The following is a 26,423-nucleotide window of genomic DNA, read 5'->3' as shown; positions in this document are numbered from 1 at the left end:
CATACGGCAAAAAAAAGAGTGCCATATAGGCACTCCAGGTTAGCTTGCTTTCTTGTATTCAGTCTTCTTCTCTTTAATTCCAACTTTATAAAAGACCAATCCAAGGATGATAAACAGCACAGGACCGATCACCATCGGCGCATATTCGGAAACGGTCGTATCTGTTGAAGGAATCAGGGTCAGCACAATCGTACCGACAACAGAAAGCAATCCTACCCCAGCGACGATGTATGCTGCCGCATTGTGCTTGATTTTAAACGGACGTACAGCTGTCTTATCTGTCATCCGCAGCTTCACATAAGCGGAGATGAGGAACAGATACGGGATAAAGAAGGCAAGTGTCGCCATCAGAATCAGCATGTTCAAGGCAGCAGAAATCGTCGGGATAAAAGCAGAGAATAAGAGGATAACCGTAACGCCTGCTGCCTGCCAGAGAATCAGGTTCACCGGCATTTTGTCTTTGTTGATTTTCAGCAGCGCCTTCGGCAGAACCTTTTTGCCGCTTTCGTACATCATGACGCTTGGATTCAGGATCAGGAAGGACAGCGATCCGACAACCGCAATGACGAAGCAGATACCCAACAGCTGGGATAAGCTAAACGGCAGATTAAACTGAGCGGTCACTTTATCTGCGAACAGGTACAGCGCATTCGCCGTCTGATCCGGTGTAATTTGAATCACAAACTGGAACGCGACTGTTGCCATGATGTAAATAACGGCAATGATGGCGGATGTGAAGAAAATCGCTTTCGGGAACGTTTTTTGCGGATTCTTTACGTCTTCCGCAATCGTTCCAAGCATCTCCATACCTGAAAAAGCGAACATCAGCGTTGATAAAAACATGATTGTATCAAAGGAAACAGAATTCGGCATAACGGATTCTGCAGAGAACGGTGTTGCAGAAGGCTGTCCACTGACAAGGCTCGCAATTCCGAATCCGAAAATGAGAAGAGCGGGAACGACAACGCCAAGCGGCGCACCAAATGATGCAAGCTTCTCACTCATCCGCGTTCCTTTTAGCGTCAAGAGTGTAATGAGCCAGAAAATCACGATAGAGATGATGTTCGTCGTCCACGTGCTGTCCATAATTTGCTGCTGATTGATCGCGTACGCCAGATTGACGGTAATACCGATCAGGAGCGATGGATAATACGTAAAGTTTGCGACCCAGAAAAACCAGCCGGCGAGGAAGCTCGCCTTTTCGCCAAACGCCCGCTTCACCCAGGCGCTGATCCCGCCCTGGTCCGGGTAGGTGGTCGAAAGCTCGGCCACGATTAAGCTGATAGGAATGAAATATAGGAAAGCTGCCGCGATCCAGAAGACAATCGCCGATGGCCCGATCGTAGAGGCAAACGGAATGTTCTTCAATCCGAGAATCGCATTAATGCTGATAAGGGACAACCCCATCAAGCCCAGCTTTTTCGATTTTATAGTCGTCATGGTGTTAACCTGCCTTGTGTGAGTATTTATTCACTTGATAGAATGATTATACAACGGATTTGTATGAATCTCTGATAAAAGTGTATTAGTACAATTCAGATAATTTGAAGGAGAAAACAGACAAAATTTAGAAGGTGCGAAGCCGTGAATGTTTGCATAGCGGATATGGTAAAATGAAAGCAGCATATTTGAAAAGGACGATAAGAATGCCAAATATAGAAGTACCTGTAATGAAAAATGAATTGTATGATGTAACGTTCGAGGACCTGACACATGAAGGAGCGGGAGTCGCCAAGGTCGAGGGCTTCCCGATTTTCGTGCAGAATGCCCTGCCAGGCGAACGCGCCAGCATTAAAATCATAAAGGTGAAAAAGGGCTTTGCCTTTGGCCGCCTGATGGAAATAAAGGAACAAAGCCTCGAGCGAAGAGAAGCTCCATGCCCGATCTACAAGGAATGCGGAGGCTGTCAGCTTCAGCACCTGAGCTATGAAGGCCAGCTCGATTTCAAGCGCAAGCAGGTCGAAAACGTCCTCAGCCGGATCGGTAAGCTCAACCTGGATGAAGTCACCGTCCACCCGACCCTCGGCATGGACAATCCATGGAACTACCGCAACAAAGCACAGGTGCCTGTCGGCGAACGCGAAGGCGGCTTAGTCGCAGGCTTCTACCAGCAGCGCTCCCATGAGATCATCGATATGCAGAAATGCCTCATCCAGCAGGCTGAAAACGACGACGTCGTCCAAGCCGTCAAGGAAATTTGCAGCCGCTATGGTATCCGTGCCTATAATGAAGAAAAACACAAAGGCTGGCTCCGCCACATCATGGTCCGCTACGGCCAGATGACCGGAGAAATGATGGTCGTCTTCGTCACCAGAACGAACGACTTCCCGCACAAAAACGAAATCATCGAAGAAATCACAGGCCGATTCGGACAAGTAAAATCCATCGTCCAAAACATCAACAGCAAACGGACCAACGTCATCTTCGGAGACGAAACCAACGTCCTCTGGGGCGAAGAATACATCTACGACAGCATCGGCGACATCCGCTTCGCCATCTCAGCAAGATCGTTCTACCAGGTCAACCCAGAACAAACTAAGGTCCTGTACGACAAAGCCTTAGAATTTGCCCAGCTGACCGGTGAAGAAACCGTCATCGACGCCTACTGCGGCATCGGAACCATCTCTCTGTTCCTCGCCCAGAAAGCGAAAAAAGTATACGGAGTCGAAATTGTACCGGAAGCAATTGAAGACGCCAAACGCAATGCAGAGCTCAATGGACTGAGCAATGCAGAGTTTGGTGTTGGAGAAGCAGAAGTGGTCATTCCGAACTGGTACAAGCAGGGGATCAAAGCAGACACCATTGTCGTAGATCCGCCACGGAAAGGCTGCGATGAAGCGCTGCTGATAACCATCTTGGATATGAAGCCAAAGCGGGTTGTGTATGTAAGCTGCAATCCGGGGACTTTGGCTAGGGATTTGCATGTGCTGGAGCAGGGAGGGTATCAGACGGTTGAGGTACAGCCGGTGGATATGTTTCCGCATACGATGCATTGTGAGGCGGTTGTTCGGATAGAGAGAAAATAGGCTAATATCTAGGCTTTCAAGGGTTTAAATTATATAGTAACTAGTACCTGTAGATTGGACTCTTCTACAGGTATTTTTTATATATTTGGATTTCAGATTACGGGATTTAAGGGAACTATTTTTTGGTTTATATATAATTCAAATGTGTGGGAACCTCATTTAGTTGAGTATTTCCTTTTTTGGCTATAAATCATATGTGATATTAGTATCTGAAAATATTTTTCTAATAGGGTGCAAAAAGTCTCATTTTTAGGTTATTAATTCGAAAACTATGGGAAATGAGAAGGGAGGTGTGATTTAATGTAATATATAGGAATTTAGGGAATTTTTTGACAAGTGAGGGAGATAAAGTGTTTGGTGAATCTATGTCCGAATTACGTCAACAGCTAGCAAAGAAAGAACAAGAACTTACAGAGCTTGAGAATGCTGCAACACAATTGGAAGAGATTTATCAGGATTTTCTTGATAATGAGAAATTAATATCAGAACCTATCTTAGGAGCAAAAACTTGGTCGGGAAAAGCAGCAAATAAATTCAATGCGGCCAGGGGAAGAGAACTTACTGAAGCTTATAGAGAAGTTTACTTGCAATTGGTTCAGGCATATCGGGTTGTAATTTATTGCATTAATGAAACGAAAGAAGATATAGCATCATTAAAATCTAAAATTGTACAACTTGAGGAAGAAGTGAAATTAAAAGCATTGAATGCTTAATAAAGGAAGAGAAAAATGGCCAACGAAATTAAAGTTAAATTGGAAGAAGTGTACAAATCACTGGATCAACTCAATAAGACTGCTGAAGGATTAAGTTTCAAGACAATATCTCTTAAAGGCGATAATGTTTTAAACATGGCACAAAAAATGGATCAGCTTAACAAAGATATCAACTTGTTAACAGAGGAATACAAATCCTTATTGAAAGTTAACCTTCAGTTAACGAAGCAATCAGTAAACGAATTGGATAACGCAGATAAGGATGTAGCTTCTTTTTATAAATAAAGACAGGAGATTTTAACATATGAAAGTTTTGGATGTAAATGCTTTAAACGACGGGATTGATGCTACTGTCAAAAGCATAGATGAACATTTGAAAGAGATAAAGGGTTTTGCAGAATCTTTATCGTCCTTTTTATCAATTGAAGATTCCTTTAAAGGGGAGACTGCAAATGCTATTCGATCCTTTTATCAGGAAAGCCATATTCCATTCATTGTTTATTACGGCAGAGTACTAACTGAATATCGCCGAAATTTAAAAAGTATGTCTGATGCTATCCAAGCCGTCGAGCCGGAAAGTAACGGATATATTATAGAGAATTTCTTGGAAAAGGACGTAACTGAGGGTCTTAATAAAGTAAAGGATGTAACTATCAGCCTTACAGATGAAGTAAACGCAGTAATTGATCAGATAAAAGATATAGCCTCAATTAATCATATTAAAGATGGGGAATTAATAGATGAAGTGAAAGCAATGAAAAATCGTTCTGAAGAAACCATTAAAAGCCTCCAAAAAATGGACTCTGAACAATCTAAAACACTCGATGAAACAATAGAAAATGTTACAGTTCTCCAAAGCTATACTAAAGAAATTAAATCCAAGTTCAGCAGCAACAAACTGTCCGTGAGTAATTTCAAAATTCCCCAGCTACAAGAAGTAAAGAGCTATCAGAAGCTTCAAGAAAAAATTAGTGAGAAGGATTGGACAGCTTTGGAAGTGATGGATACAGGCATTTTATTTGATGCAACAGCGCCTGTTTCTTCTGCGGGCAGCGCTTTTGGAGTTATTTCTGAAGGCATTGCCTTAGGAAGTACTGCATGGTCAGTGAAAAAAGGATTTGAAATTACAAGTAAAAACAACACTTACTATATAAGAGGCGGCACCGCCATTGGACTTAAAACAGATGAACTAAGAAAATTGCCTAAAAATTACGTTGAAAGTCAGGCGAAAATAGGAAATCTAACAAATGTAGCTGAGCAGGTAAGACCCGCAACAGCTATAAAACAAGCATTAAAAAGTAAGCTGGGCTGGTTTGGCATTGGAGTTTCAACTGTAGAGAATATAAATAAAAATGTTCAAGCCAATGAATCCAATGCTAAAATTACTGGAGACGCAATAGTTGATGTAGGGGTAGGAGCTGTAACCCTTGCAGCTGGTGCTACTTCAGTTGCGCTAGTGACAGCATTGGGGGCACCTGTTTTAGGAGCAGCAGCAATAGGGTTCGGAATTTCGGTCGGTGCGTCTTATCTATTAGACGGGGTTAAGTTTGGTAAAGAAGAAACTAGTATATCCGACGGTATAAAAAGTGGAGTAGAAAAAGGTATTAAAACTATTGCAGGATGGTTTAAGTAAAACTAAATTACAGGTGGTAAATCATATTGAAAATCAGCCAAGATAAAAAACACAGGAATCTCCCAGACCATATAATTGAGCATTTAAGTTTTTTTCCTCCTTTTCAGATTAAATTTTTGGTTGGAGGAACAACATTTTTTTTGCTTGATTTGTTCATTCTTATTCCGCTCATAGCTCCGAAAAATAACCCTTTGCTAATACTTATAGGGACTCTTTTAGTATTCATTAGTCTTTGGGCCCTGTGGATAATAGTAAGAAATCCTAAGGATACGGAATTAGAGTCTATTCTCTTCTTTGGATATCTCGGTGCAGTGGGAGCCCTCTCATATTTTGGAGTAGGCCTTAAATATAGTTATATGATTGGAATTACTCATCCAATTTATTATATAGCTTTGAGTTTGCTATTTTTAAGTTCCATTTACTATTTAATAAGATATTACAATAGGAAATTTTCTTCCCTAAAAGAATTTGATAAGAAAGCTACACCCAAGTGGCATTTTACTATTGCAGGTATATCAGTACCAGCAGGCTACATAGCTGCAAATTATTTTATGGGAGTATCAGATTTTATAATGATATCTTTTCTTAATTTATTGTTTTTTGGACTATCCTTTTTCTTTATTTTTATTTTAGCTAAATATTTCCACAAGTACTTTTTTATGAAAGCTAACTTACACTTTGTAAAATTCTCGAACAAAAAAATCACTTCAAAAAAGGCGGATGCATAAAATGGAAAACCTTTTGCCAATAGGATCTATTGTTATTTTAGAAGGTGGAAATATTAAACTTATGATTTATGGGAGAAAACAAATATTAGTAACAGATGATGATAGAAATGGTCAGTTATTTGATTATCTATCTGCACCATATCCAGAAGGGTACGTATCACAGGAATATACATATGTCTTTAATCATGAAAATATTGCCGAAGTTGTTTTTAAAGGTCACATTGATTCTGAAGAAGAGGAATTTCAGAAAGTGCTGCAAAAGACAACTGCAGAATAAGTGTTTGTGACTTAATAAGTTCCATTAAGAACGTAGAATTAGATTTGGTCAGTAATTTAAATCGCCGAAAAAAGTTTTAAATAAAATAGTCCGATACTAAGGTACCCCTTAACACCTCAAAATCTTGAACTACCAAATTTTTATGCAATTTATATCTAATCCTACCTTAAAACTGCTGAAATAACCGCCCTGAAGATTACAGTAGGGCGGTTTCCATGATAGGAGATTTATTAAGAGTAATTTTTTTTCACCCTCTCCCCAATCCTCCCAATCGACTCCACATCCTCCTCCGTCAACAAACTCAAAAAATGCTCTCTTATAGCCTCCGAAACAACCGGCTGAGCCTCATTCAACGCGGTTTTTCCAGCTTCCGTAATAATAACTTGAACTCCCCGATCTAGGTCTGATGGTTTTCTTCTAACAAGTCCGCGCTTCTCCATTCGTGTCAGGTGGTGAGAGAGTCTGCTTTTGTCCCAGTTCATGGAGTCGGCGAGTTCCTGCTGGCGGAGTTCTCCGTTTCCAAACTGATCGAGCCGGTCGAGGATTCCGAAATCCCCCTCAGAGAGGCCGGTTTGATCTGTCAGGTCTTTGACGACGCGGCCGAAGATGCTCTGATAGGATCCTTTCCACATATGCCATATATTCATTTCTTCTTGACTGATTTGTTTTTTCTTCATGCAGCTATCATATCACGGTTGACGTATCAACCTCAAGGTACTACAATGTGTTTAGGTTGACACGTCAACCTAATGACAAAGGGGTGGATGATGAGATGAATTATGTAAAGCTTGGGAGATCTGGGTTGGATGTTTCGCGGCTGTGTCTTGGATGTATGAGCTTCGGTGAGCCGGAACGCGGCAATACTCCGTGGTCGTTAAGTGAAGAGGAGAGCAGGCCCATTATTAAAAAAGCACTGGATATGGGCATCAATTTTTTCAGCACGGCAAATATGTATTCCGATGGTACGAGTGAAGAAATCGTAGGGCGCGCTTTAAAAGATTATGCCCGTAGGGATGAGGTGGTCGTTGCCACGAAGGTATTTGTTCCAATGCGGAAAGGACCGAATGGAATGGGGCTTTCCCGTAAAGCGATCATGACTGAGATTGATAACAGTCTGCAGAGGCTTGGGACGGACTACATCGATTTGTATCAGATTCATCGCTGGGATCCGCATACCCCGATTGAAGAAACGATGGAGGCTCTTCACGATGTAGTCAAGGCAGGAAAAGTGCGTTACATTGGAGCTTCCTCTATGCTTGCCTGGCAGTTCCTGAAAGCTCAGCATACGGCGGAGCTTCATGGCTGGACCCGCTTTATCTCCATGGAAAACAGGCTCAACCTGCTTTACCGGGAGGAAGAAAGGGAAATGCTGCCGCTTTGCAAGGAGGAGGGAGTGGGCGTCACCCCATACCTGCCGCTGGCTGCCGGCCGGTTAACACGGGAATGGAATGAGCAGACCCACCGATCTGAAAATGACCAGATTGCAAAGGCGCTGTTTTCAAGAACAGAGGAGGCGGACCGGAAAGTAGCGGAGAGAGTAGCGGAAGTGGCAGCTGGACGTGGCGTTCCGCGTGCACAGATTGCTCTTGCCTGGATTCTGCAGAAGGAGGTAGTCACATCTCCGATCATCGGAGCGACGAAGGTGAACCATCTTGAAGATGGGGTTTCGGCATTGTCTATCAGATTAACAGAGGAAGAGATAAAGAGTTTGGAAGAGTTGTATGTGCCGCATAGGCTGGTGTGATTATACAGATGTATAATTTGATCGAAAAAAACGAGTGGTAAAAATTGAATAAACGCCGGTGAGGCGTTCTTTTTATTTGTTCTGGTTCTGGATGGCAGTTTAGTTTTGATAGGGAAGAACAAGCGATAGTTCAATCCAGAATTGAATTACGGAATGTTACAGAATATAATGTATATACAGATGTGGATACGGAAATAGTAGGAGGAGTGAGGTCTGTGTTCGATTGGGATCGAGGAAATATCGAGCATATATTTCAGCATGACATTTCACCTCAGGAAGCGGAAGAAGCTTTTTACGATCCGGACCGGAGCATACATCATGCACATAGTGGAAATAGAAAAATTATCGGCATGACAGAAGATGGACGGTTACTGGCCATCATTTATACAAAGCGTGAGAAGAAGATTAGACCTATCACAGGATGGGATGCAACGGAAACAGAACGAAAATCATACAATAGAAAAAGGAGGCAGTAAAGATGGATGAGGCTCGAATAAACAAGAAAAGAATGGATGAGCTAGGAAGAGTTTTCATTGATGACCTGAATGAAATTCCTCAAAATATGACTGAAGAAGAAACCAAGCAATTTTGGGAGAAGCATGCAATGAGCGAGGGCTTACTGAATACCACACATATTGAAGATGAGGAAGATTTGCCTTTACCCCGAAAGCAGTCCACTAAGCCCATTAACCTTAGAATAGAAAGCGACCTGCTGTCCCGGCTTCAGAAGGTGGCTGAAAAGAAAAATGTACCTTATCAGACTTTATTAAAGCAGTTTGTGGCAGAGAGAGTTTATGAAGAAGAGAAGAGAGAGAAAATTTTGTACTAAAATACACAAAAAACCACCCTCCCAGGTGGTTTTTTCATATCCTATTTCCCGCAGCACTTCTTATACTTCTTCCCGCTTCCGCAAGGGCAGGGAGCATTGCGGCTGATTTTTTCAGTTGGTTCAGTGGATCTTGGAGATGGCGGTGTCAATACCAGCTTTCGATTGCTTCTTTTCGCTTCTCTTTTTTCAATGACTGATTTCCATATATGCAGTTTCGGGTGTTCGACGCCAGTGATGATGCAGGTTGCATAAAGGTCCTTTTCGAGTTCAAGAAGACCATCATCATATCCTTCTTCCATAAAGTCTGCCACTTTGGGAATAGCTTCGGTTGAGAGCTGGCTGCATAATGCTTCTGCCATTAGTGTTTTCGCTGTAAGATCGGTTGCTTGATCGAATAGTGATAAAAGTTTTTCGACAGCAAGCTCAGATTTAATATTTTTCAGTACGGCAATGGGGGAGTAAAATTCATTTGGATCCAGTGCATAGGGAGCGACTTCGGCAATGACTTCATCCGATCCAATTTTAATGAGTGCCTCTTCAAGTTCTCCAATTAGAATTTCTTCATCTCCGCGCAATAGCAGCTTTGCTAAATCCTTAACCAGTGAGTGGATCTTCAGTTCACCTGCAGCATACACAGCTAAGAAACCTTCATATGAAAAATACTCCTTATGTAATTCCTGCTGAATGATTTGCTGAATTTCTTCCGAGGTAATGGCATTCAATTTAATCATCCGGTCGTAAATCCGTTTGGCACCGGAAAAAAGATTATGGTCATAAAATCGCTGTTTTTCAATTTCCTTCAGGACTCCAACAAGTTCCTCCTGAAGTTCTTCAACTGAAAGGTGATTCAAAGCTATGATGTTCTCCAATGGAACGAGGTATTTCTCGTGGACAGACGAACGGATCTCTTCGTAATACTCCTCAATCAGGTCGGAATTTATAGGGGTTAACATTAAAAGATACCAAGCGAAGTTAGCATCCTTTCTTTTAATATGGTCTACAAGCCGCTGCATTTCCTTTTGTCCAATTTGATAATGTTGTGTATACGGCAAGATTTTATTTGTCATTTTTTGAGGGATGTTCTTATCGTTCGCATCCAAAGCCAGATGGAAGGTCTCTTCATTTCCGAGACGGGATTTATCAATGGTATCCATGGCGAAATCCTGAATGATTGGGTCCTTGCTTAAAATGTAGGGCTGGATGGTTTTCAGGAAGTTAGTCATTAGGCTCATGCTCCTTATTTTTATACAGTAGATTAGGATAGATTTATTTTAACATTTGGATTCTGCCATGGTAATAGATAGTAAGAGAATTGGAATATAGTAAGTACAATTATCCAGTGCAAATGGCAAAAAGAAAAAGCACTTTGCTTTCTTGGCAAAGTGCTTTAATCAAATATCATTTCTTAACCGGCACCGGCAAAATCTTCACCAGCTCTCCAAGTGCTTCCTCCACGTTTTTCACAGAAAGCGTAATTCTCTCTTCCTCCGAATACCGCATTGCAGTATGCTCGTAGCGCGGGTCATAGTAGTATTCAAGCAGCAGCATGACCGCATCCTCGTACTCTCCGGCGTTAAGGGATGCTTCAATTTGAGCGGCTGCCGGGGTATGGATGCGGGCTTTGATCCGATAGAAGGCCTTCATGCACTCTTCATGGTGCTCCCATGGCCGGTAGTCTTCGACGAGGAACCGGGCGCGCTCGGCTCTTGGGATGTCGAGGAACAGCTGGGTTCCCTCTTCTTTCTTTTCCGCGATAAATTCGGGAAGTACGGCTTTCCCGATTCGCTTGCTTTCCGCTTCCAGCACGACATAAGGAGAGGCCTGAAGCGGGAGGGCTTCTTTGATCAGCAGGGAATCGAACGTTTTCTGATTGTGGGGATTCAGTCCGATCTGACCGAAGATTGAGCCCCTGTGGTTCGCCATTCCTTCCAAATCCAGCACAGGATAGCCCTGTTCCTTTAGCTTATGGAGCAGCATCGTTTTTCCTGAGCCGGTGTAGCCGTTCAGCACATAGGCATTCGGTCTGAAATGGATGGTTTCAATTTTATCGACAATCCACCTGCGGTACGCTCTCACTCCGCCATCCAGCCGGAACGTTTTGATGCCCATTAAATCAAGGACAGTGGCGGACGTTCTGCTCCGCATGCCGCCTCTCCAGCAGAAGACAGCCTTATGGTTTGGGATGGCACTGAATGTTTTAATGAATTCCGGAAGCTTTGCCGACACAATTTCGAGTCCGCGGTCCTTTGCCGCCTGAACGCCGACCTGTTTATAGATGGTGCCGATCTCAGCCCGCTCCTCATCGTTAAAAAGGGGGATGTTCAAGGCGCCGGGAATAGTCGCTTCCTTGTATTCAGACGGAGAACGGACATCCACCGCCGTAATTTTCTTTTCTTTCTGCATTTCTAATAGCTGGTCAACCGTTAAGTCCTGAAACACCGTCATTCCGCCCTTCTGCCGTTAAAGCTTCTCAGCAACCGTGATGTGTCCGGGATGATCCGCTGTTACTTCACCGATCATGGCCGCTTCCACACCAGCATCCAGAAGGTCCTTCATCAGGGCATCTGCTTCTTCGCCTGCCACTGAAATGAGCAGTCCTCCGGATGTCACCGCATCGCACAATATATATTGATCAATATGGTCCATGTTTTCCGGGAACGTCACATCACCCTGAAGATGGGCGAAGTTGTTTTTCGTCCCGCCCGGAATGACGCCCTGTTCCGCCAGCTCCCGCACTCTCGGGAGGACAGGGACTGCTTCATTTGCAATCCGTACGCCTGCCTTGCTTCCTTTTGCCATCTCAGACGTGTGTCCGAGCAGCCCGAAGCCTGTCACATCGGTACACGCGTGGACATCATACGGTGCCATCGTTTCGGCTGCTGTTTTATTCAGGGTCGCCATGACTTCTGTAACCCGTGCAATTTCTTCCTCCGTCAGCAAGTCTCTCTTAATGGAAGAGGTCAGGATGCCGACACCGATCGGTTTAGTTAAAATCAGTTTGTCACCGTTCTTAGCGCCTGCATTGGCTCGTACTTTATCAGGATGGACCGTTCCGGTTACCGCCAAACCGAATTTCGGCTCTTTATCTTCAATGGAATGGCCGCCGACCAGTGTCGCCCCGGCTTCTTTCAGCTTATCTCCTGCACCGCGGAGGATGTCGGCAAGAATCTGCTTGTCCAAGTCCGCAATCGGAAAAGCGACGATGTTCAAGGCCGTAAGCGGTGTTCCTCCCATCGCATAAATATCACTGATCGCATTCGCCGCGGCCACTTGACCGAAAGAATACGGGTCATCAACAATCGGGGTGAAGAAATCAAGCGTTTGGACAATCGCAAGGTCGTCCGTCAGACGGTACACTCCTGCATCGTCGCTCGTATCAAGACCGACAAGCAAATCGGGATTGGGCATGGCAGGGGGGAGAGAGCGGATGACCTCCTGCAGATCAGCCGGTCCGATTTTGCAGCCGCAGCCGCCCTTTGTGGATAAGGATGTTAATTTTATTTTTTGTGTCATAATGACGCCAACCTTTCTGTATTCACTATGATTAGTATAAATGACCTTTCCCGAAAAAGCATGGCACAAGCCTGCTGCATGTCTGACGTGATATAATTTGATATTGTCTTAATTTCTATTGAAACGGGGAATGAAAAATGGCTCAAAGTGCTCTTCAGCAAACACAGCCCTCTGGAAAAAAAACCATATGGCTTGTGACTCTGTTTCTAGTGATTGCTGCTGCAGGCCTATTATATGTAAAGTGGGTGCCGTATCTTGAAAAGTCTTGGATTGCGGCCTCCACCCACTCTATCGGAGACTCGATTCTCGGCAGCCCTGAAGCAGGAGCTTCTCCATCATGGGGCAGTGCATGGGAATATGCAGCTGTCTATTTCAAGGCTGTCTGGAAAGCAGCGATTCTCGGCATTGTGCTTGGCTCGCTCATTCAAGTTCTGATTCCATCCCAATGGCTTTTGCGCGTTCTGGGAAAAACCACATTCGGCAGCACGGCCGCAGGCGGACTGGCTTCGCTTCCCGGCATGATGTGCACGTGCTGTGCCGCACCGATGGCGGTAGGAATGCGAAAAAAGAACGTATCAGCGGGAGCAAGTCTCGCTTTCTGGATCGGGAACCCAGTGCTGAACCCGGCCGTTCTCGTCTTCATGACCTTTGTGCTTTCCTGGAAATTCACCTTACTTCGTCTTGCTTTTGGACTCCTCCTGACATTCGGCGTCAGCTACCTGGCCAACCGCTTCATGAAGGAGGAGCCACCGCTTCCGGCAGAAAAGCTGATGGAAGAAGCGGAACAAGCACAATCCGGCTCCTTTCTTGCAAGATGGGGGAAAAGCCTTGGAACGATGCTCCTTTATGTCGTCCCGGCATATGTATTATCCGTTCTTCTGCTTGGCGCAGCGCGCGTCTGGCTGTTCCCGAACGTTGGTGAAGCTGCCGCTAACAGCATACTTGTTCTCATTCTATTCGCTGTCGCCGGCATGCTCTTCGTCATCCCGACCGCGGCCGAAATTCCAATCATCCAAACCTTTATGGCAGCAGGCCTCGGAGCAGGACCGGCCGGAGCACTCCTCATCACGCTTCCAGCTATCAGTCTCCCGTCACTGTTAATCTTGGCAGGTTCTTTCCCGAAAAAGGTTCTTGCTTTTGTGGCTGGGTCCGTCGTTTTGCTTGGGATAGCAGCCGGGTTAATAGGAATGCTTATATTGTAAGAGTGCAACCAGCTCTGTTCTGCTTTTTTGCGGGGCGGGGCTGGTTTTTTATAAAATGTACTAGTTTGGCATGAATATACACAATTCATACGAACATGAAAAACTTATAAAACGAACTTATTAAAATACGTTAAAAAATAATACGGAACCATCCAGAAATAGTGATTATCTAGCTTATGATGAATTTTCAATGCGCAGGTAGCCCCTCTAAAGATGCAATTCCCAAGCCTTCGTGTATCCCCTTCTAAAATTTCCAGTGACTATTCAGAAACCCCACTAATTAATCGTAAATAACCCCATCTTTCTCCTTTATAATGGAAAGATTCAGTACAAAAGGCGTTCAAAAATGAGGTGTTCTCATGCAGCCAGGCCTGCAGTTGGAGAATGGACACAGAGTCCTACCGGAACAGCAGCCCATCTGTGCCGCTCAGTGATGAAAGGCTGCCAAACTACAGGCGGTATCGGAAACCGTTTGAGTGAGGAGGCAGAGGAAATGATTCTGAAAAAAATGGCCGGGTACCAGGAGGCTTTGAGGAAGGTGATGGCAGAGGATTTGAAAAAAGGTTTATAAAGATGAAGTAAGGAGTACAAAGATGGGACATTTTTGTTGGATCTGCATGGAAGAGAAACCAAACGAAAAATTCAGTGGGAATGGCCGCAGGCAGAGAATCTGCAAGAGCTGCCGGAAAAAGGGCCCGGAATTTATAAATAAAATAAAAAAGCACAGAGAAGCGCTCAGCATTACACGAACCACGTGAAAAGCGGAAGTGTACTTAAAATTGAAAATGAACATTTTTATCTTTTCACTTATATGGGCCCTTCATATGTAGCAGTTGGGGAACACCTTTTGTTTCCTTAATCTGAAATTGAAAATTTTGTTGACCCTCCTCTTTTGGAACTTTTGTTATTCTAAATAATTCCTTTTTCCCTCCAAAAATCCCAAGATTTAAGTTCCACTATTCAAAGGTTTCCACAAGGGAATATGCCACATTATCCATTTGGACTAAGAAAATTCTAGGTCCGGCTATTTTTTATTACAAGAAGAAAGGATTCCTTCATCACTATTCATCTTAATTCATGAATAATTTTTTATATAAAGAAAATAATATCAAAGGACTATTAATTAATGGAAGGGTGTTCTTTATGAATTCTAACAAGCAAGATGGTAGAAATATAACCTTAACGGCAACAGAATTAGGCGAGCTTTGGAAGAATTATATAGGTGAAACATTATTAGACTGTGTATACACGCATTTCCTAACAAATGTTGATGATAATCGTATCAAGGAGTTACTGGAAAAGGCTCACACCATCACAAAAAAACATATAACAAAACTAAAGGAAATATTCACGGAAGAACAATTTCCTATTCCAAGCGGGTTTGGGGAAAATGATGTGATTAAGAGTGCACCAGCTATTTTTACTGATAAATTTTATCTATTTTACATAAAGGAAACAGCAAGAATTAACTTATTTCTTTTTTCGAATGCATTAACCGTCTCTTTCCGAGAAGATATTCGAAAGTACTTCGATGAATGTATAGATGATATTAGTGAATTATATCAAGATTCCACAAATTGTATGTTAGCCAAAGGTTTAATTATTCGGGCTCCATTTATACCAATACCTAAAACAGTGAAGTTTGTAGAGTCAAATGACTTCTTACATAAGCTAGTCGGCAAACAAAGACCCATGGCTTCTACAGAAATTACAGGAATGTATGTGAATTTAAATTCAAATCAACTGGGTAAGTCTCTGATGATTGCTTTTAGTCAGGTTGTTACGTCTAAAGACATTAAAGAATTTATGTTAAAAGGAAGAGATCTTTCACAAAAAAATGTTAAGATCCTTCAAGAATTCCTCTCTAAAGATCATTTACCAGCTCCTCAACTTTGGGATCCTGAAGTACTGGAATCCAAAGTAGCACCCTTTTCAGAGAAATTGATGTTATACCATGTATCATTGGCAAATGGGGGGAGTCTCTTAAATTTCGGGGTCGGCTTAACCTCTACACTTAGATATGATATATCTTTATCGATCTCGAAGATGGTTGCTGATATTAGTAAATTTTCTAATGATGGTGTTAATCTGCTTATCGAAAAAGGTTGGCTAGAGCAACCGCCTTTGGCAGCTGATCGTGATGAATTAGCAAAGTGAGAAAAAACATAAATCACATCATTATGAATAGAGGGATCATCGCTGGCAGTGCTAAATGAACAAGAATTCCTGATCAATTTTAGGAAATCTTGATCATTCTTAATAAGACTTCTCCTTTTTCTACCACTAAACAATCTTTACCCTTACGATAATTATTTCTTGGACCTAAAAATGGCAATGAATCATACTGTCCTCACACTTTTTCTTCCTCCATCTCTTCACCTTCATATGCTTTGTATTAAAATGCTTATGGTGTTTGTATTATTAGATACAAATTAGTAATAAATGCTTGGACTTTAAAACCATGTAATAGGATCAATCTATATTTTCTTTCTCTTCAATTAATCTAATTCCAACCGTCTCAAAGTGACAAGGCACATCTTTGGCATCTTGGGAATCAACAACGGGTACTTGTATCCCATCAGGAAGAGTGGTTGTTCATCCATTCCTGCTAGGATTGGCTTACTTAGAATTAAATCATGATTATAAATTGAATAATGAACGGTCCCTTTCGTTTTTTTGAGAAAAGCAGCAAGATGAATCTGGTTTAAATACCTCGGATGCAGGTCTGTATATAAGTTGCTGAATAAAAAGAAGAACCCCCGCTGAATGAGCGAGGGGTTTTTGTGTTATCTCTGTTATTGGTCAAATGAAAACACCTCCAAAAAGCAGTTCCCCGCTTTCGAAGGTGTTTTTTTGTTTTGATTTTCTATCTTGTTCTTCAATTATTTTGCACGTTTCGGATAAAAAAACGAAACAACCACCAAAACAACCAAAATTCCAAGGCAAACCGAAGTCCCGATCACATTGTCCTTATTTAACACAAAGGATATGAAAATGACAGCTAAGGACAGGCTTGCCGCAATCGTTGTGAATGGTGCCCATTTCAGCTTGAAAAACGGCACCTTCGGATAGTGTTTGCGAAGCTTGATCTGGGCAAGGCATATTCCAAGCCAAATCAGCAATACAGTAAATCCGGGAATGGTCATTAAATAGCTGATGACTTCATCAGGTGTTTGGTAGGCCAGGAATACGCCAAAGGTAAGAGCGATGGCTGTAAGGGCAATTCCGTTAATCGGGATGTCCTGTTTAGAAAGCCTGGCAAGCCTTTTTGGTGCTTCGCCGTTTTGAGCCATGGAGTATAACGTCCTGGATGTTGCGTAGATCCCGGAATTGGCTGCGGATAACACAGCTGTCAGCAGCACAAAGTTCATGACGTGGGCTGCTCCTGGAATGCCGATTGCCGTAAACACTTGAACAAATGGGCTTTCCTTGCCTGAGACCTCATTCCACGGAATTAAGCCGCAGATGATAAGAATCGGCAATACGTAGAATAGGATGACTCGGATCACAGTGCTTTTAATGACTTTTGGGAGCACTTTTTCGGCATCCTTTGTTTCGGTAACGGCCACTCCAATCAATTCCGCTCCGCCGTAAGAAAACATGACGACGAGGAGTGCAGCGAACATACCGCTTACGCCATTAGGGAAAAACCCTCCGTGAGCTGTATAGTTGGAAATTGGATCTTCAACAGGGCTCGGAACAATGCCGAGGATCATGCTAAGCCCCAGGATAATAAACAGAGTAAGCGTAATGATTTTAATTCCTGCAAAGTAAAATTCAAATTCCCCATAAAATTTTACTTGTGTAAGGTTAATAGAAATGATGAATACCGCACAAATAAGAGCGAGCACCCATAATGGTACGGATGTGAACCAGAATTGCAGAAAACTTCCGGCAGCGAGAACTTCTACAACCGTAACAATGATCCAGTTAATCCAGTAAAGCCATCCGGCAATAAAGGATGTCCTGGCACCAAAAGCCTTTGAGAGTAAATGCTGAGTATTGTGATTTGGGTAGACAGAGGCCATCTCAGCCAGTGCTGACATCACAATAAACAGCAAAAGACCCCCAAGCAAATAAGCAAACACCACACTCGGTCCTGCCATATTCAATGTATCGGAACTGCCTTTAAAAATACCTGTTCCAATCATCCCTGCAAGAGCGATGAATTGGACATGCCTTGGCAGCAAGCCTTTTCTAAGAGTATTGTCCTGTTCCATAAAATCGTCCTGCCTTCCTGATATACGATCTATCTGTTTCACTTAAACGCTTTTATGCTTTTGTGCATTCAAGTTACTAGTATAAGTGCGCTGCTGCTCTCCGTCAATTTTCATATTTAGAGATTGTGCCTGCTATAGTATGTAAGTCCAGTTATTTCTTAAATAGAGGAAAAATATAATTCGTTTTAAGACGTATTAGGTACAAAAAGGTGAAAGCTGCAAACTTGATGGATGAAATAATGGAAGTGATTCAGATGCAGCGAAAAAAAACTGGATAAGTTGAAAAGAGCTTGGATGATTCCAGGCTTATTTTTTTCACCCTATAACGTTAGTTTCCACTCCAGAAAGAGTGTTTGTAAAAAGTATAGTAATTTAAATCACACCTCCTCTACAAAAGCAGGTATTATGGCCGCCGATAATTATAGAAAATTAGCAAGCCTTGAATAATATGACAGGATTTAAAGGTAATGAGCAAACAAATAAAGCTGCCGGACACAAAGCGCGGCAGCTTTAATTACTTATGAATAAATAAAATTTCCATTCCTTGCCAATGGCATGGATTGAAGAGTCTCAGACCGCAGACTATAGGCTGCTGCCTTCTTGTTATACTGCTTGAATACATCCACATGATTGCTGTAAATATACACAGACAGCCTGACATCCATTTTGCCCTTCTTTGTATCAATGACCAATGGGGTTCCGGTGTTCTCTGAAGGTACATCATATTCATCATATCGATCAAAAAATGTCGCTTCATTAAATTGGTGAATAAATTGAATTTTTTCTTCTCCTTCCAGACGTTTTCCTCTTAGGGTTATAGTGGTGGTCTCTTCACTGAGCCTTGCATTCAAGGCAAATTTGTTAAGGAGCCATTCCATAACGAAGGTTGGAGGACTTGCAAGTACTACTTTAAGAGTGCTGATAACTATTAGCAAAATGATAAACCAGGTAGTCATTTATCGTTCATCTCCGTAACGTTTAAAAATACAACTTCCTAATCATCGTATCACAGGAACGGTCGGTTATCTTTGTACATTGTATGAAGTTTAGATGAGGGAATACTTTTTCAATTTAACAGCCCTTCGGCTTTTACAAAATCTCGTACAGGTCCTATATAAGCAAAAATAGAGACGGCGCAATGGATAAGCGCCGTCTCTTATTTTTCCTCCCCGCCATTTAAAAAAGCAGAGATTTCCCTGCCAACTACTCTGTACCCTGCAGGAGTTAAGTGAATCCCGTCATCACTAATCAAATTCTGAAGGCTGCCAGCTTGTCTCAAAGCGGTCCGAACGTCTGCTTTCCCCACTTGCATTTCATCGGCCAGGTTCATTAAGCGGTCATTATACATCCCATGCCAATGCTCCATGCCGCCCTTCAAACTGATCCAATGACCAATGGAGCTGCCATATTGCTGGAACAAATATTGGTAGTACCGCACAGGGTCCAGCGGGGGAAGGGTCATCACAATCGGGATAATCCCGGCCTTTTTCATTTTCTCCATCATCATTTTCACATTTTCAATATAGCGATCGACAGGAACAGTGGCTTGATGCTCCGAATCAGGATGTTCCACCACTTCATTCCAGTTGAAATTGCAGTCATTCCCGCCAATTGCGATGATGACGAAATCAGGATTTTCATCCAGCACATCCTTCTGCAGTCTCCTCAGAAGAAGATCAGAACTATCGTTGAATACCCCTTTATTGAGCACGGTTATATCAGGCTTCAAAAATTCCTTCAGATAATAGGGATAATTCTTTTTGGTTATTCTTAATCTCCCTTTATCAAGCGTTACGCCCCTCGTCAAACTGTCACCAAAGCAAACGATTTTCATCTCTGTTTATCCCCGTGTTCTATAGTTTGATGTTCACATGAGCTGAAAGGTCAACACTTTACTCTATTCATAGTGATAGAAGAAGGTATAGGTAGAAGCGACAAAAATAGTTAAAATCGTGCAGTTTTATTTATAATTCGCGTTTAATTGCCAATGATAAGAAATGAAAATTATAGGAAAAAAGGGGTTCATGATGAAAAAATTTACGTTTCTTAAAGTCACGGCCATCTCAATCATTTGCATATCCACATTCGCATGCTCCAACAAGCAGCAGGAGGGGAGTAAAGAAAAGGAGAAAGCTTCCACCCCTTCCGTTAAGCTTATTGGAAAATACCAATTCGAAAATCCTCCAAAGTTAGCGAAAGATATCCATGCGGCGATGGGATCCTCGCTTCTGCATCTGCCTGGTGACCCGGATCATATTTTTTATTCTTCTTCTGACCGAGGCCCGAACGGGGAATTGACCATTAATAATGAAGAACGGAGAACCTTTCCAATCCCGACGTATACGCCTGCCGTATATAAAATCGAACTTTCCAAAGGGAAAATAAAAGTAACAGATAAAATCCAATTAAAGCTTCCAAAGGGATCCGATCCCGTAACAGGAAATGCCTTTATTACCGGGTTGCCTAATTTTAAGGAAAAAGATGAAGCTCCGTATGATGCGGCAGGGAAAAAGGTGTTGTCGTATGATCCCTACGGTCTGGATACGGAGGGGCTTGCTTACAACCCTGCTGATCAAACGTTTTGGTTAAGTGATGAATACCGTCCAAGTCTTGTTCAGATGAAAAAAGACGGTACGCTTCTGCAGCGGTTAGTGCCGGTTGGAATGGAAGGGGATTTTAAAAACGCTCCTTACCTTCCCGTAAAAGCGAATTTGCCAGGTGTTTTAACGAAGCGGGAGGAAAATAGAGGATTCGAATCCGTAACCATTACTCCAGATGGACGTTACCTTTATACAATGACGCAAAGTGCTCTGACAAACCCTGATGAAAATTCGAGAATTACACGAATTTTAAAGATTGATTTGAAAACGACAAAAGTAATCGCCGAGTATGCCTATATTTTTGAGGATGGCCGAAAGCTAGGACTGGATCAACATGATATTGTCGTATCTGATCTTTTTGCAATAGATGAACACAGTCTTCTTGTCGATGAACGGGATACAGCCTCAGGAAAAGAAGCAAAATTCAAGAAAATCTATAAAATTAATCTCCAAGAGGCAACCAATATTTTAAATAAGGATAAGGGGAAAGGAAAAACGCTCGAGCAAATGAACGCAAAGGATCAAAAAGCTGCGGGAATAAAAGCAGTGGCGAAAAAGGAAGTCGTCGATCTGCTGAAATTCGGTTATCCGTATGAAAAGGCTGAAGGAATAACGCTGGTCGGAAAAAAATTAGCGGTCATTAACGATGACGATTTTGGAGTAACCGATCCGAACAGTAAAACAGAGCTTTGGTTATTCCGGTTACCATAAGTTATTGAGAGAAAGGCTCCTGTGGCAAATCTGCAGGAGCCTTTTGCTGTCCAATAAAAAAAGAATTCCAAATAAATGCCGGCTGCATACGATAATACAAGCATATTCGTTTTACGAACAACACCAACACCGGATAGTTGGTGTTGTTATATTTGCAAAGGAGTAATCCAATGACATCCAAATCCCTTATTACAGCAATCGGCACGTATGTCCCGGCTAAGCGGCTTACAAATGATGATCTCGAAAAGATGGTGGATACGAGAGATGAATGGATTGTCCAAAGAACCGGGATGAGAGAAAGAAGAATCTCCGGTGAGGCCGAGTTCACTTCCGATTTATGCATTAAGGCCGTTGAGAACCTCATGAAAACGTATGATAAAAAAGTGGATGATGTGGACATGATTATCGTCGCCACATCCACTGCGGATTACAGTTTTCCCAGTACCGCATGCAAAGTGCAGGAAGCCTTTCAAATAAAAAGCACAGGAGCCTTTGATCTGAGTGCCGCCTGTTCAGGCTTTGTCTATGCATTAACGATGGCAAATGGATTGATCTCCTCAGGGCTGAACAAAAAAATACTGGTCATTGGGGCAGAAACCATGTCTAGAGTGATCGATTATACAGATCGCACCACCTGCATTCTGTTTGGCGATGGAGCAGGAGCTGTACTAGTCGAATACAGCAAAGAAACCCCGGGCTTTAACGCGTCTATAATGGGGACAGACGGCAGCGGGGGACAGTATCTTTACCTGCCGGGGCTCACGGGCGGCAATCGATTCCTCGTACAAAACGGCCGCGAGGTATACAAATGGGCCACCCGGACAGTATCAGAAGGAATTGAACGGCTCCTGGCACAAGCAGGGATGGGAACAGACGATATTGACTGGTTCGTTCCGCACAGTGCGAACTTAAGAATCATAGAATCCATTTGCGCAAGGTCCGGAGTCAGCATGGAAAAAACCCTGTATAGCGTAGAATACATGGGAAATACATCGTCAGCGTCTATACCTTTGGCATTGCATATAGGGATAAAGGAAAAGAAAGTAAAGCAGGGAGATACCGTTTTGCTTTATGGGTTTGGGGGTGGGCTGACTCATGCTGGGGTAATAGTGAACTGGGTGGTACCGGATCTTCAGTAATCATTTAACCAGGCATCTTCTTAGCAGGCTTAGGAAGCACTTGATCAACCCGCTATAGATTTCTTATCCGTAAACTAATCGCTGCAGTCTCCGCATTGAAAACCACTGTACTTTCAGAATTGAAGGTTTGTGGTTTTTTTATAGCTTATAAGTCAGAATGATTGAATTGACAAAGAACAAAGTGCTGCATGATAAGTTTTTTTGTTTCCCCATTTCTATCCGTCTACTAAAAAAGCGCTTCCATTTTACCGTATAAAAACAAATACACACGTTTTCTGCAAGGGATGAACTGGGATGAAAGCAATATTAATAGCGGAGTGTTTAAGAAAAATTACGTTCAAGAACAGAATCATCAATATTTTCCTATTGACCAGCTTAATCCCCTTCACATGCATCGGATTCCTTCTATACGATTGATTCAATTTTGGGGACAAAGGTGGAGTCTTCAATGCAGAGTAATTTGAAGCAGGATAATATATAAAGTTATTTATATAATAGGAAGAATGAAGTAACTGTTGTTTCAATTGAAGGTGAATCAATCACTAATGCTGTAGTGAAAATCCGTATTTAGCTCAATGCCTTGACTGAGTTTTTTTGGATGTTTCCCAACTTTGTGATAAAAATAAAGAAAGATGTATGTCAAAGACGCGAGGCAAATGATGAAAATACTGTTAGCAGAAGATGATCAGCGCTTAGGAAAGCTAGTGGAGCATATGCTGAAGCAAAAAGGCGGCCACTATGTGGAGTGGTATGAAAACGGATTAGATGCACTGGAATATGCTCAATCCTCCCATTATGACGTCTTAATTTTGGATTGGATGATGCCTGGAATGGATGGTATAAAGGTTTGTCAAAAACTAAGGGAAAGCGGCTATGAGAAAGCCATTCTTCTTTTAACGGCTAGAGACTCTGTCCATGACCGGGTAAAAGGATTGGATGCAGGAGCGGATGATTATCTTATCAAGCCGTTTGAATTTGAGGAATTGTTTGCGAGAATCCGCGTTCTTTCCAGGCGGAACTATGCACCGATCCAAGAGGATACTGCAGCTTTTGGAAACCTGACATTAAACCGCTCTAAATATACGCTTCACCGCGGAGATCATGAAATATCTCTCACCCCCCGCGAGTTTCAGCTGCTTGACCTGCTTGTCCGCAATAAGGGACAGGTGCTGACTCGGGAAATGATTCTCGACCGGATCTGGGGATACAACCATGAAGTGAATAGCAATTCGATTGAGGCGTACATTAAAATGCTCCGCAAAAAAACGGATGAACCAGGCGAGAAAACGAAAATCAGCAACATTCGAGGAGTTGGCTACTCAATTGAAGAATGAGCTGCCGCTTTTTACAAGCACCCGAAAAAATCTAGCCCTCTTCAACAGCAGCATTCTAATTATCTTTCTGCTGTTATTTATTCTCGTCATTAGTACGGTCTTATTTTTTACCGTTTACAATGAGCAGAAGCTTGAAGTAATCGATTTAGCGAAACAGGAATTAGCCGAGCTGCAAACGAAGGAAAGCCATTCAGATAACCAGGAGGGTCAACTATACAATTCAAAAGGAATCTTCCTTAATTATTATGTGAAAAATGATGGAGAAGTCCTTGTAGGGGATGAATTCAACCGCCAATTAAGAAGCACCATTCTAAAATCGGTTGTAAATTGGAAGCCTGATGAATTGTCAGTTAAATATATTAATGTTGATACGTCATCTGACAAGGATATCGATCTATTGATTGCATCACAAAATGTTTATACCAAAGGAGAGAAAACGGGAACCATTTATATCGGGAAAGATGTAACCTATTTGCGGGATATGTTCTTTCGCTTTATCCTGATTCTCCTTGGCATTTCAATTTTATTCTTCGTGATTGCGATTATTGCGGGACGTGTTATGACAGAGAAGGCAATCAAGCCGATTTCTGTTTCCTACCGTTTGCAAAAGGAATTTATTGCAGATGCATCACATGAACTGAGGACTCCATTAAGCGTACTGAAATCAGGATTAGAGGTTCTTGAATTGGAAGAAAGGGTTAAAATGTCTCCTTTTTCTCAAACAATTTTAACTGATTTGAAGGACGAAGTAAGGAGTACCACAAAGCTCATTCAGGATCTGCTGGTGCTGGTGCGCTCTGATACCGGCGAGCAGCCTTTAAATGAGGAAAGGTTCTCCTTGTCCGAGTTATCGGAGCAATCTATCCGAGCATTTAAATCCCTTGCTGATCAGAAGAGGATTCAGCTGAAGCTTCACTATACGAAGGATGTTTTTCTTTATGCAGACAAGGAAAAAGTCAAACAGGCGCTCTATATTTTAATAGACAATGCCATTAAATATACACCTGATTATGGAATGGTAAGTGTTTCCTTTTCAGATGTGCATTCCAGCGGTCATGTTACGATTGCCGTGAGTGATACCGGGATTGGGATTCCTGAAGAGCATCTGGACCGCATTTTTGACCGTTTCTACCGAATCGATAAAAGCAGAGAACGGCAGTCAGGAAGCTCGGGACTTGGTTTGGCGATTGCCAAATCCGTTGTCGAAGCACTCGGCGGATCGATTGAAGCCTTTAGCAATAAGGAACAAGGCAGTGATTTTATCATCATTCTGCCGGACATGAACTCTGAACGATAAATGGACTCCTATAGCAGGGTCCTTTTTTGTTTGTCTATTTTCATTTAATTTTCAGGATTGTCTTGTAAAGTAGCTTTGTAATACGAAATGAAGGAGGTACATTCTATGTCAGAAAAAATAGAGATTCCAACCTTATCACCCGGCAGGGGGATGCTAAATAAAGTGCCTGAGGTCACGATCTTTTTCTGGATTATTAAAATTATGGCGACGACCGTTGGCGAAACAGCCGCAGACTTTTTGTCCTTTAACCTGCACTGGGGGTTAACCAATACGACCTATTTAATGAGCGGACTGTTAGTGATGATCCTGCTGGTCCAATTTTTAAAAAGGAAATACGTCCCGAGTATTTACTGGCTGGCGGTTGTGTTAATTAGTATCGTTGGGACGCTGATTACGGATAATTTAACCGATCACTTCGGGGTTCCGCTCCTCACATCTACCATTGTCTTCTCCATTGCCCTTGCAATCACATTCGCAGCCTGGTATGGCAGCGAAAAAACGTTATCCATCCACTCCATCTATACAACAAAGAGAGAAGGTTTTTACTGGCTGGCGATCCTCTTTACCTTTGCATTAGGAACGGCGGCCGGGGATTTAATTTCTGAAGGAATGAACTTGGGGTATATGATTTCTGGACTCATTTTTGCTGGATTAATTGGATTGACGGCCCTTGCTTATTTCCGATTCAAGCTGAATCCTGTGCTCTCATTCTGGATTGCCTACATCTTAACCCGCCCATTTGGAGCTTCCTTTGGCGATTTCCTATCGCAGTCACAGAAAAATGGAGGACTCGGTCTCGGAACCGTGGGAACGAGTGCCATCTTTTTCGTCATCATTATTGGTTTGGTAACGTACCTTACGAAAACGAGGCGGGATGAAACTCGTATAGAAACATAATATAGGCTAACTCCAATTCTCAGTTTTTCAAAAAGAGACTGCTAATTGGAGTTTTTTATTTAAACAGTAAAATTTATATCGTAAAAACCTCTTCCTCGTAATGGTCCAGCATTTCATTTATCTTAAACAAATCATAAATCCCCTTCTCCACAAAATACGTAACAATCAAATCCCTGTCTTCACTATAGGATATGGAGTATCCTGCAGCAGACAGAAGGTCTTCCAATTCATCTATGTCTAACTCCATTGCCAAAGCCAGTGAGAGGGCTGTCTTCTTGCGCGGCCTGTATCCGCTTGATCTCATCTTGGAAAAGTGCCTGCGGTCGATCCCCGCTTTTTTGTATACTTCTGAATCTGTTAAGGCTTTTTTCTCTAAGAATTCAAATAATATTTGGTTAAAACCCGGTTTCCTGTTTTTGTCTAGAAATTGTGCAATTTCCGCTTGTATTGGCTGATGGGTAGTGTAATTCTCATAAAGATTAAAGCTTGTTTCCCTGTGAGTTCGAAGGTATTCCTCTATTTCATGCAGCAATTTTTCATCCATCATCTGATCTATGCTT

The 26,423-nt window shown here is 42.4% G+C and carries 26 protein-coding genes; 17 read left to right on the top strand and 9 right to left on the bottom strand.

The features are described 5' to 3' along the window. Nucleotides 1-39: 39 nt before the first annotated feature. On the bottom strand, nucleotides 40-1,440 hold the full coding sequence (locus AS29_RS13215) for an APC family permease (protein ID WP_035407630.1): 1,401 nt from the start codon (nucleotides 1,438-1,440) through the stop codon (nucleotides 40-42). A 206-nt stretch (nucleotides 1,441-1,646) separates the two neighbouring features. Between AS29_RS13215 and rlmD the strand changes: the two genes are divergently transcribed. From rlmD to AS29_RS13185, 6 genes are all read left to right on the top strand, one after another. Beyond that, nucleotides 1,647-3,026, top strand: a complete 1,380-nt coding sequence (gene rlmD / locus AS29_RS13210; protein WP_035407856.1) for a 23S rRNA (uracil(1939)-C(5))-methyltransferase RlmD — start codon at nucleotides 1,647-1,649, stop codon at nucleotides 3,024-3,026. 350 nt (nucleotides 3,027-3,376) lie between these two features. Continuing rightward, a complete protein-coding gene (locus AS29_RS13205) occupies nucleotides 3,377-3,739 on the top strand; it encodes a YwqH-like family protein (protein WP_035407627.1) in 363 nt (120 codons plus the stop codon). A 15-nt stretch (nucleotides 3,740-3,754) separates the two neighbouring features. Next, nucleotides 3,755-4,024 (top strand): DUF5344 family protein, encoded by a 270-nt coding sequence (locus tag AS29_RS13200; RefSeq protein ID WP_035407624.1) that lies wholly within the window; start codon nucleotides 3,755-3,757, stop codon nucleotides 4,022-4,024. A 19-nt stretch (nucleotides 4,025-4,043) separates the two neighbouring features. Then, nucleotides 4,044-5,372, top strand: coding sequence for a T7SS effector LXG polymorphic toxin (locus tag AS29_RS13195; protein WP_035407622.1), 1,329 nt, complete (start codon nucleotides 4,044-4,046; stop codon nucleotides 5,370-5,372). Nucleotides 5,373-5,398: 26 nt separating this feature from the next. Next, the gene (locus AS29_RS13190) at nucleotides 5,399-6,100 is read left to right on the top strand and encodes a hypothetical protein (RefSeq protein WP_035407619.1); all 702 of its coding nucleotides are present in this window, start codon (nucleotides 5,399-5,401) and stop codon (nucleotides 6,098-6,100) included. Beyond that, nucleotides 6,093-6,377, top strand: coding sequence for a DUF4176 domain-containing protein (locus tag AS29_RS13185; protein WP_035407616.1), 285 nt, complete (start codon nucleotides 6,093-6,095; stop codon nucleotides 6,375-6,377). Before AS29_RS13190 ends, AS29_RS13185 begins: the two co-directional genes overlap by 8 nt. A 230-nt stretch (nucleotides 6,378-6,607) precedes the next feature. Here AS29_RS13185 and AS29_RS13180 read toward each other — a convergent pair whose 3' ends face one another. Then, entirely contained in the window at nucleotides 6,608-7,054 is a 447-nt protein-coding gene (locus AS29_RS13180; RefSeq protein ID WP_035407613.1) for a MarR family winged helix-turn-helix transcriptional regulator, read from the bottom strand. Between the two features lie 95 nt (nucleotides 7,055-7,149). Here AS29_RS13180 and AS29_RS13175 point away from each other — a divergent pair, with 95 nt between their 5' ends. The 3 genes from AS29_RS13175 to AS29_RS13165 all read left to right on the top strand — a co-directional run bounded on the left by AS29_RS13175 (nucleotide 7,150) and on the right by AS29_RS13165 (nucleotide 8,950). After that, the gene (locus tag AS29_RS13175; RefSeq protein WP_035407610.1) at nucleotides 7,150-8,121 is read left to right on the top strand and encodes an aldo/keto reductase; all 972 of its coding nucleotides are present in this window, start codon (nucleotides 7,150-7,152) and stop codon (nucleotides 8,119-8,121) included. A gap of 215 nt (nucleotides 8,122-8,336) precedes the next feature. Beyond that, nucleotides 8,337-8,597, top strand: coding sequence for a BrnT family toxin (locus AS29_RS13170; protein WP_035407607.1), 261 nt, complete (start codon nucleotides 8,337-8,339; stop codon nucleotides 8,595-8,597). Between the two features lie 2 nt (nucleotides 8,598-8,599). Beyond that, a complete protein-coding gene (locus AS29_RS13165; RefSeq protein ID WP_197491610.1) occupies nucleotides 8,600-8,950 on the top strand; it encodes a CopG family antitoxin in 351 nt (116 codons plus the stop codon). Between the two features lie 41 nt (nucleotides 8,951-8,991). Here AS29_RS13165 and AS29_RS21420 read toward each other — a convergent pair whose 3' ends face one another. From AS29_RS21420 to selD, 3 genes are all read right to left on the bottom strand, one after another. Then, nucleotides 8,992-10,173: a YecA family protein gene (locus AS29_RS21420; protein WP_035407604.1), complete on the bottom strand. Its 1,182-nt coding sequence runs from the start codon at nucleotides 10,171-10,173 to the stop codon at nucleotides 8,992-8,994. Between the two features lie 175 nt (nucleotides 10,174-10,348). Beyond that, a complete protein-coding gene (gene mnmH / locus AS29_RS13155) occupies nucleotides 10,349-11,389 on the bottom strand; it encodes a tRNA 2-selenouridine(34) synthase MnmH (RefSeq protein WP_035407850.1) in 1,041 nt (346 codons plus the stop codon). Nucleotides 11,390-11,410: 21 nt separating this feature from the next. Continuing rightward, nucleotides 11,411-12,463, bottom strand: coding sequence for a selenide, water dikinase SelD (selD, locus tag AS29_RS13150; protein WP_035407601.1), 1,053 nt, complete (start codon nucleotides 12,461-12,463; stop codon nucleotides 11,411-11,413). 137 nt (nucleotides 12,464-12,600) lie between these two features. On the opposite strand from selD, the gene AS29_RS13145 reads away from it, so the two are divergent. The 3 genes from AS29_RS13145 to AS29_RS13135 all read left to right on the top strand — a co-directional run bounded on the left by AS29_RS13145 (nucleotide 12,601) and on the right by AS29_RS13135 (nucleotide 15,822). Continuing rightward, nucleotides 12,601-13,665, top strand: coding sequence for a permease (locus tag AS29_RS13145; RefSeq protein WP_035407597.1), 1,065 nt, complete (start codon nucleotides 12,601-12,603; stop codon nucleotides 13,663-13,665). Between the two features lie 346 nt (nucleotides 13,666-14,011). After that, a complete protein-coding gene (locus tag AS29_RS13140) occupies nucleotides 14,012-14,236 on the top strand; it encodes a hypothetical protein (RefSeq protein WP_035407593.1) in 225 nt (74 codons plus the stop codon). Between the two features lie 572 nt (nucleotides 14,237-14,808). Beyond that, entirely contained in the window at nucleotides 14,809-15,822 is a 1,014-nt protein-coding gene (locus tag AS29_RS13135) for a DUF3231 family protein (protein ID WP_035407591.1), read from the top strand. A gap of 725 nt (nucleotides 15,823-16,547) precedes the next feature. On the opposite strand, the gene AS29_RS13130 is transcribed toward AS29_RS13135, so the two are convergent. From AS29_RS13130 to AS29_RS13120, 3 genes are all read right to left on the bottom strand, one after another. After that, nucleotides 16,548-17,885, bottom strand: a complete 1,338-nt coding sequence (locus AS29_RS13130) for an amino acid permease (RefSeq protein ID WP_035407588.1) — start codon at nucleotides 17,883-17,885, stop codon at nucleotides 16,548-16,550. A gap of 518 nt (nucleotides 17,886-18,403) precedes the next feature. Next, nucleotides 18,404-18,841, bottom strand: a complete 438-nt coding sequence (locus AS29_RS13125; RefSeq protein WP_035407585.1) for a YfmQ family protein — start codon at nucleotides 18,839-18,841, stop codon at nucleotides 18,404-18,406. A 200-nt stretch (nucleotides 18,842-19,041) separates the two neighbouring features. Next, nucleotides 19,042-19,719 (bottom strand): SGNH/GDSL hydrolase family protein, encoded by a 678-nt coding sequence (locus AS29_RS13120; RefSeq protein ID WP_035407582.1) that lies wholly within the window; start codon nucleotides 19,717-19,719, stop codon nucleotides 19,042-19,044. A 193-nt stretch (nucleotides 19,720-19,912) separates the two neighbouring features. Here AS29_RS13120 and AS29_RS13115 point away from each other — a divergent pair, with 193 nt between their 5' ends. From AS29_RS13115 to AS29_RS13095, 5 genes are all read left to right on the top strand, one after another. Continuing rightward, nucleotides 19,913-21,196, top strand: a complete 1,284-nt coding sequence (locus AS29_RS13115; protein ID WP_051860672.1) for an esterase-like activity of phytase family protein — start codon at nucleotides 19,913-19,915, stop codon at nucleotides 21,194-21,196. Between the two features lie 170 nt (nucleotides 21,197-21,366). Then, the gene (locus AS29_RS13110; RefSeq protein ID WP_035407580.1) at nucleotides 21,367-22,335 is read left to right on the top strand and encodes a ketoacyl-ACP synthase III; all 969 of its coding nucleotides are present in this window, start codon (nucleotides 21,367-21,369) and stop codon (nucleotides 22,333-22,335) included. A 659-nt stretch (nucleotides 22,336-22,994) separates the two neighbouring features. Next, nucleotides 22,995-23,669 carry a response regulator transcription factor gene (locus tag AS29_RS13105; protein WP_035407845.1) on the top strand — a complete coding sequence of 225 codons (675 nt, stop codon included), beginning with the start codon at nucleotides 22,995-22,997 and terminating at the stop codon, nucleotides 23,667-23,669. Further along, nucleotides 23,659-24,966 (top strand): sensor histidine kinase, encoded by a 1,308-nt coding sequence (locus tag AS29_RS13100; RefSeq protein WP_035407577.1) that lies wholly within the window; start codon nucleotides 23,659-23,661, stop codon nucleotides 24,964-24,966. The genes AS29_RS13105 and AS29_RS13100 overlap by 11 nt, the downstream gene beginning before the upstream one ends. A 105-nt stretch (nucleotides 24,967-25,071) precedes the next feature. Then, on the top strand, nucleotides 25,072-25,863 hold the full coding sequence (locus AS29_RS13095) for a COG4705 family protein (protein WP_051860671.1): 792 nt from the start codon (nucleotides 25,072-25,074) through the stop codon (nucleotides 25,861-25,863). A gap of 73 nt (nucleotides 25,864-25,936) precedes the next feature. On the opposite strand, the gene AS29_RS13090 is transcribed toward AS29_RS13095, so the two are convergent. Continuing rightward, complete coding sequence (locus AS29_RS13090; protein WP_035407570.1) at nucleotides 25,937-26,410, bottom strand: helix-turn-helix domain-containing protein; 474 nt, start codon at nucleotides 26,408-26,410, stop codon at nucleotides 25,937-25,939. Between the last annotated feature and the right edge of the window lie 13 nt (nucleotides 26,411-26,423).

The organism is Bacillus sp. SJS (assembly GCF_000732485.2).
Lineage (GTDB): Bacteria > Bacillota > Bacilli > Bacillales > Bacillaceae > Metabacillus_B > Metabacillus_B sediminis.
This window is presented reverse-complemented; position numbering and strand designations above follow the sequence as displayed.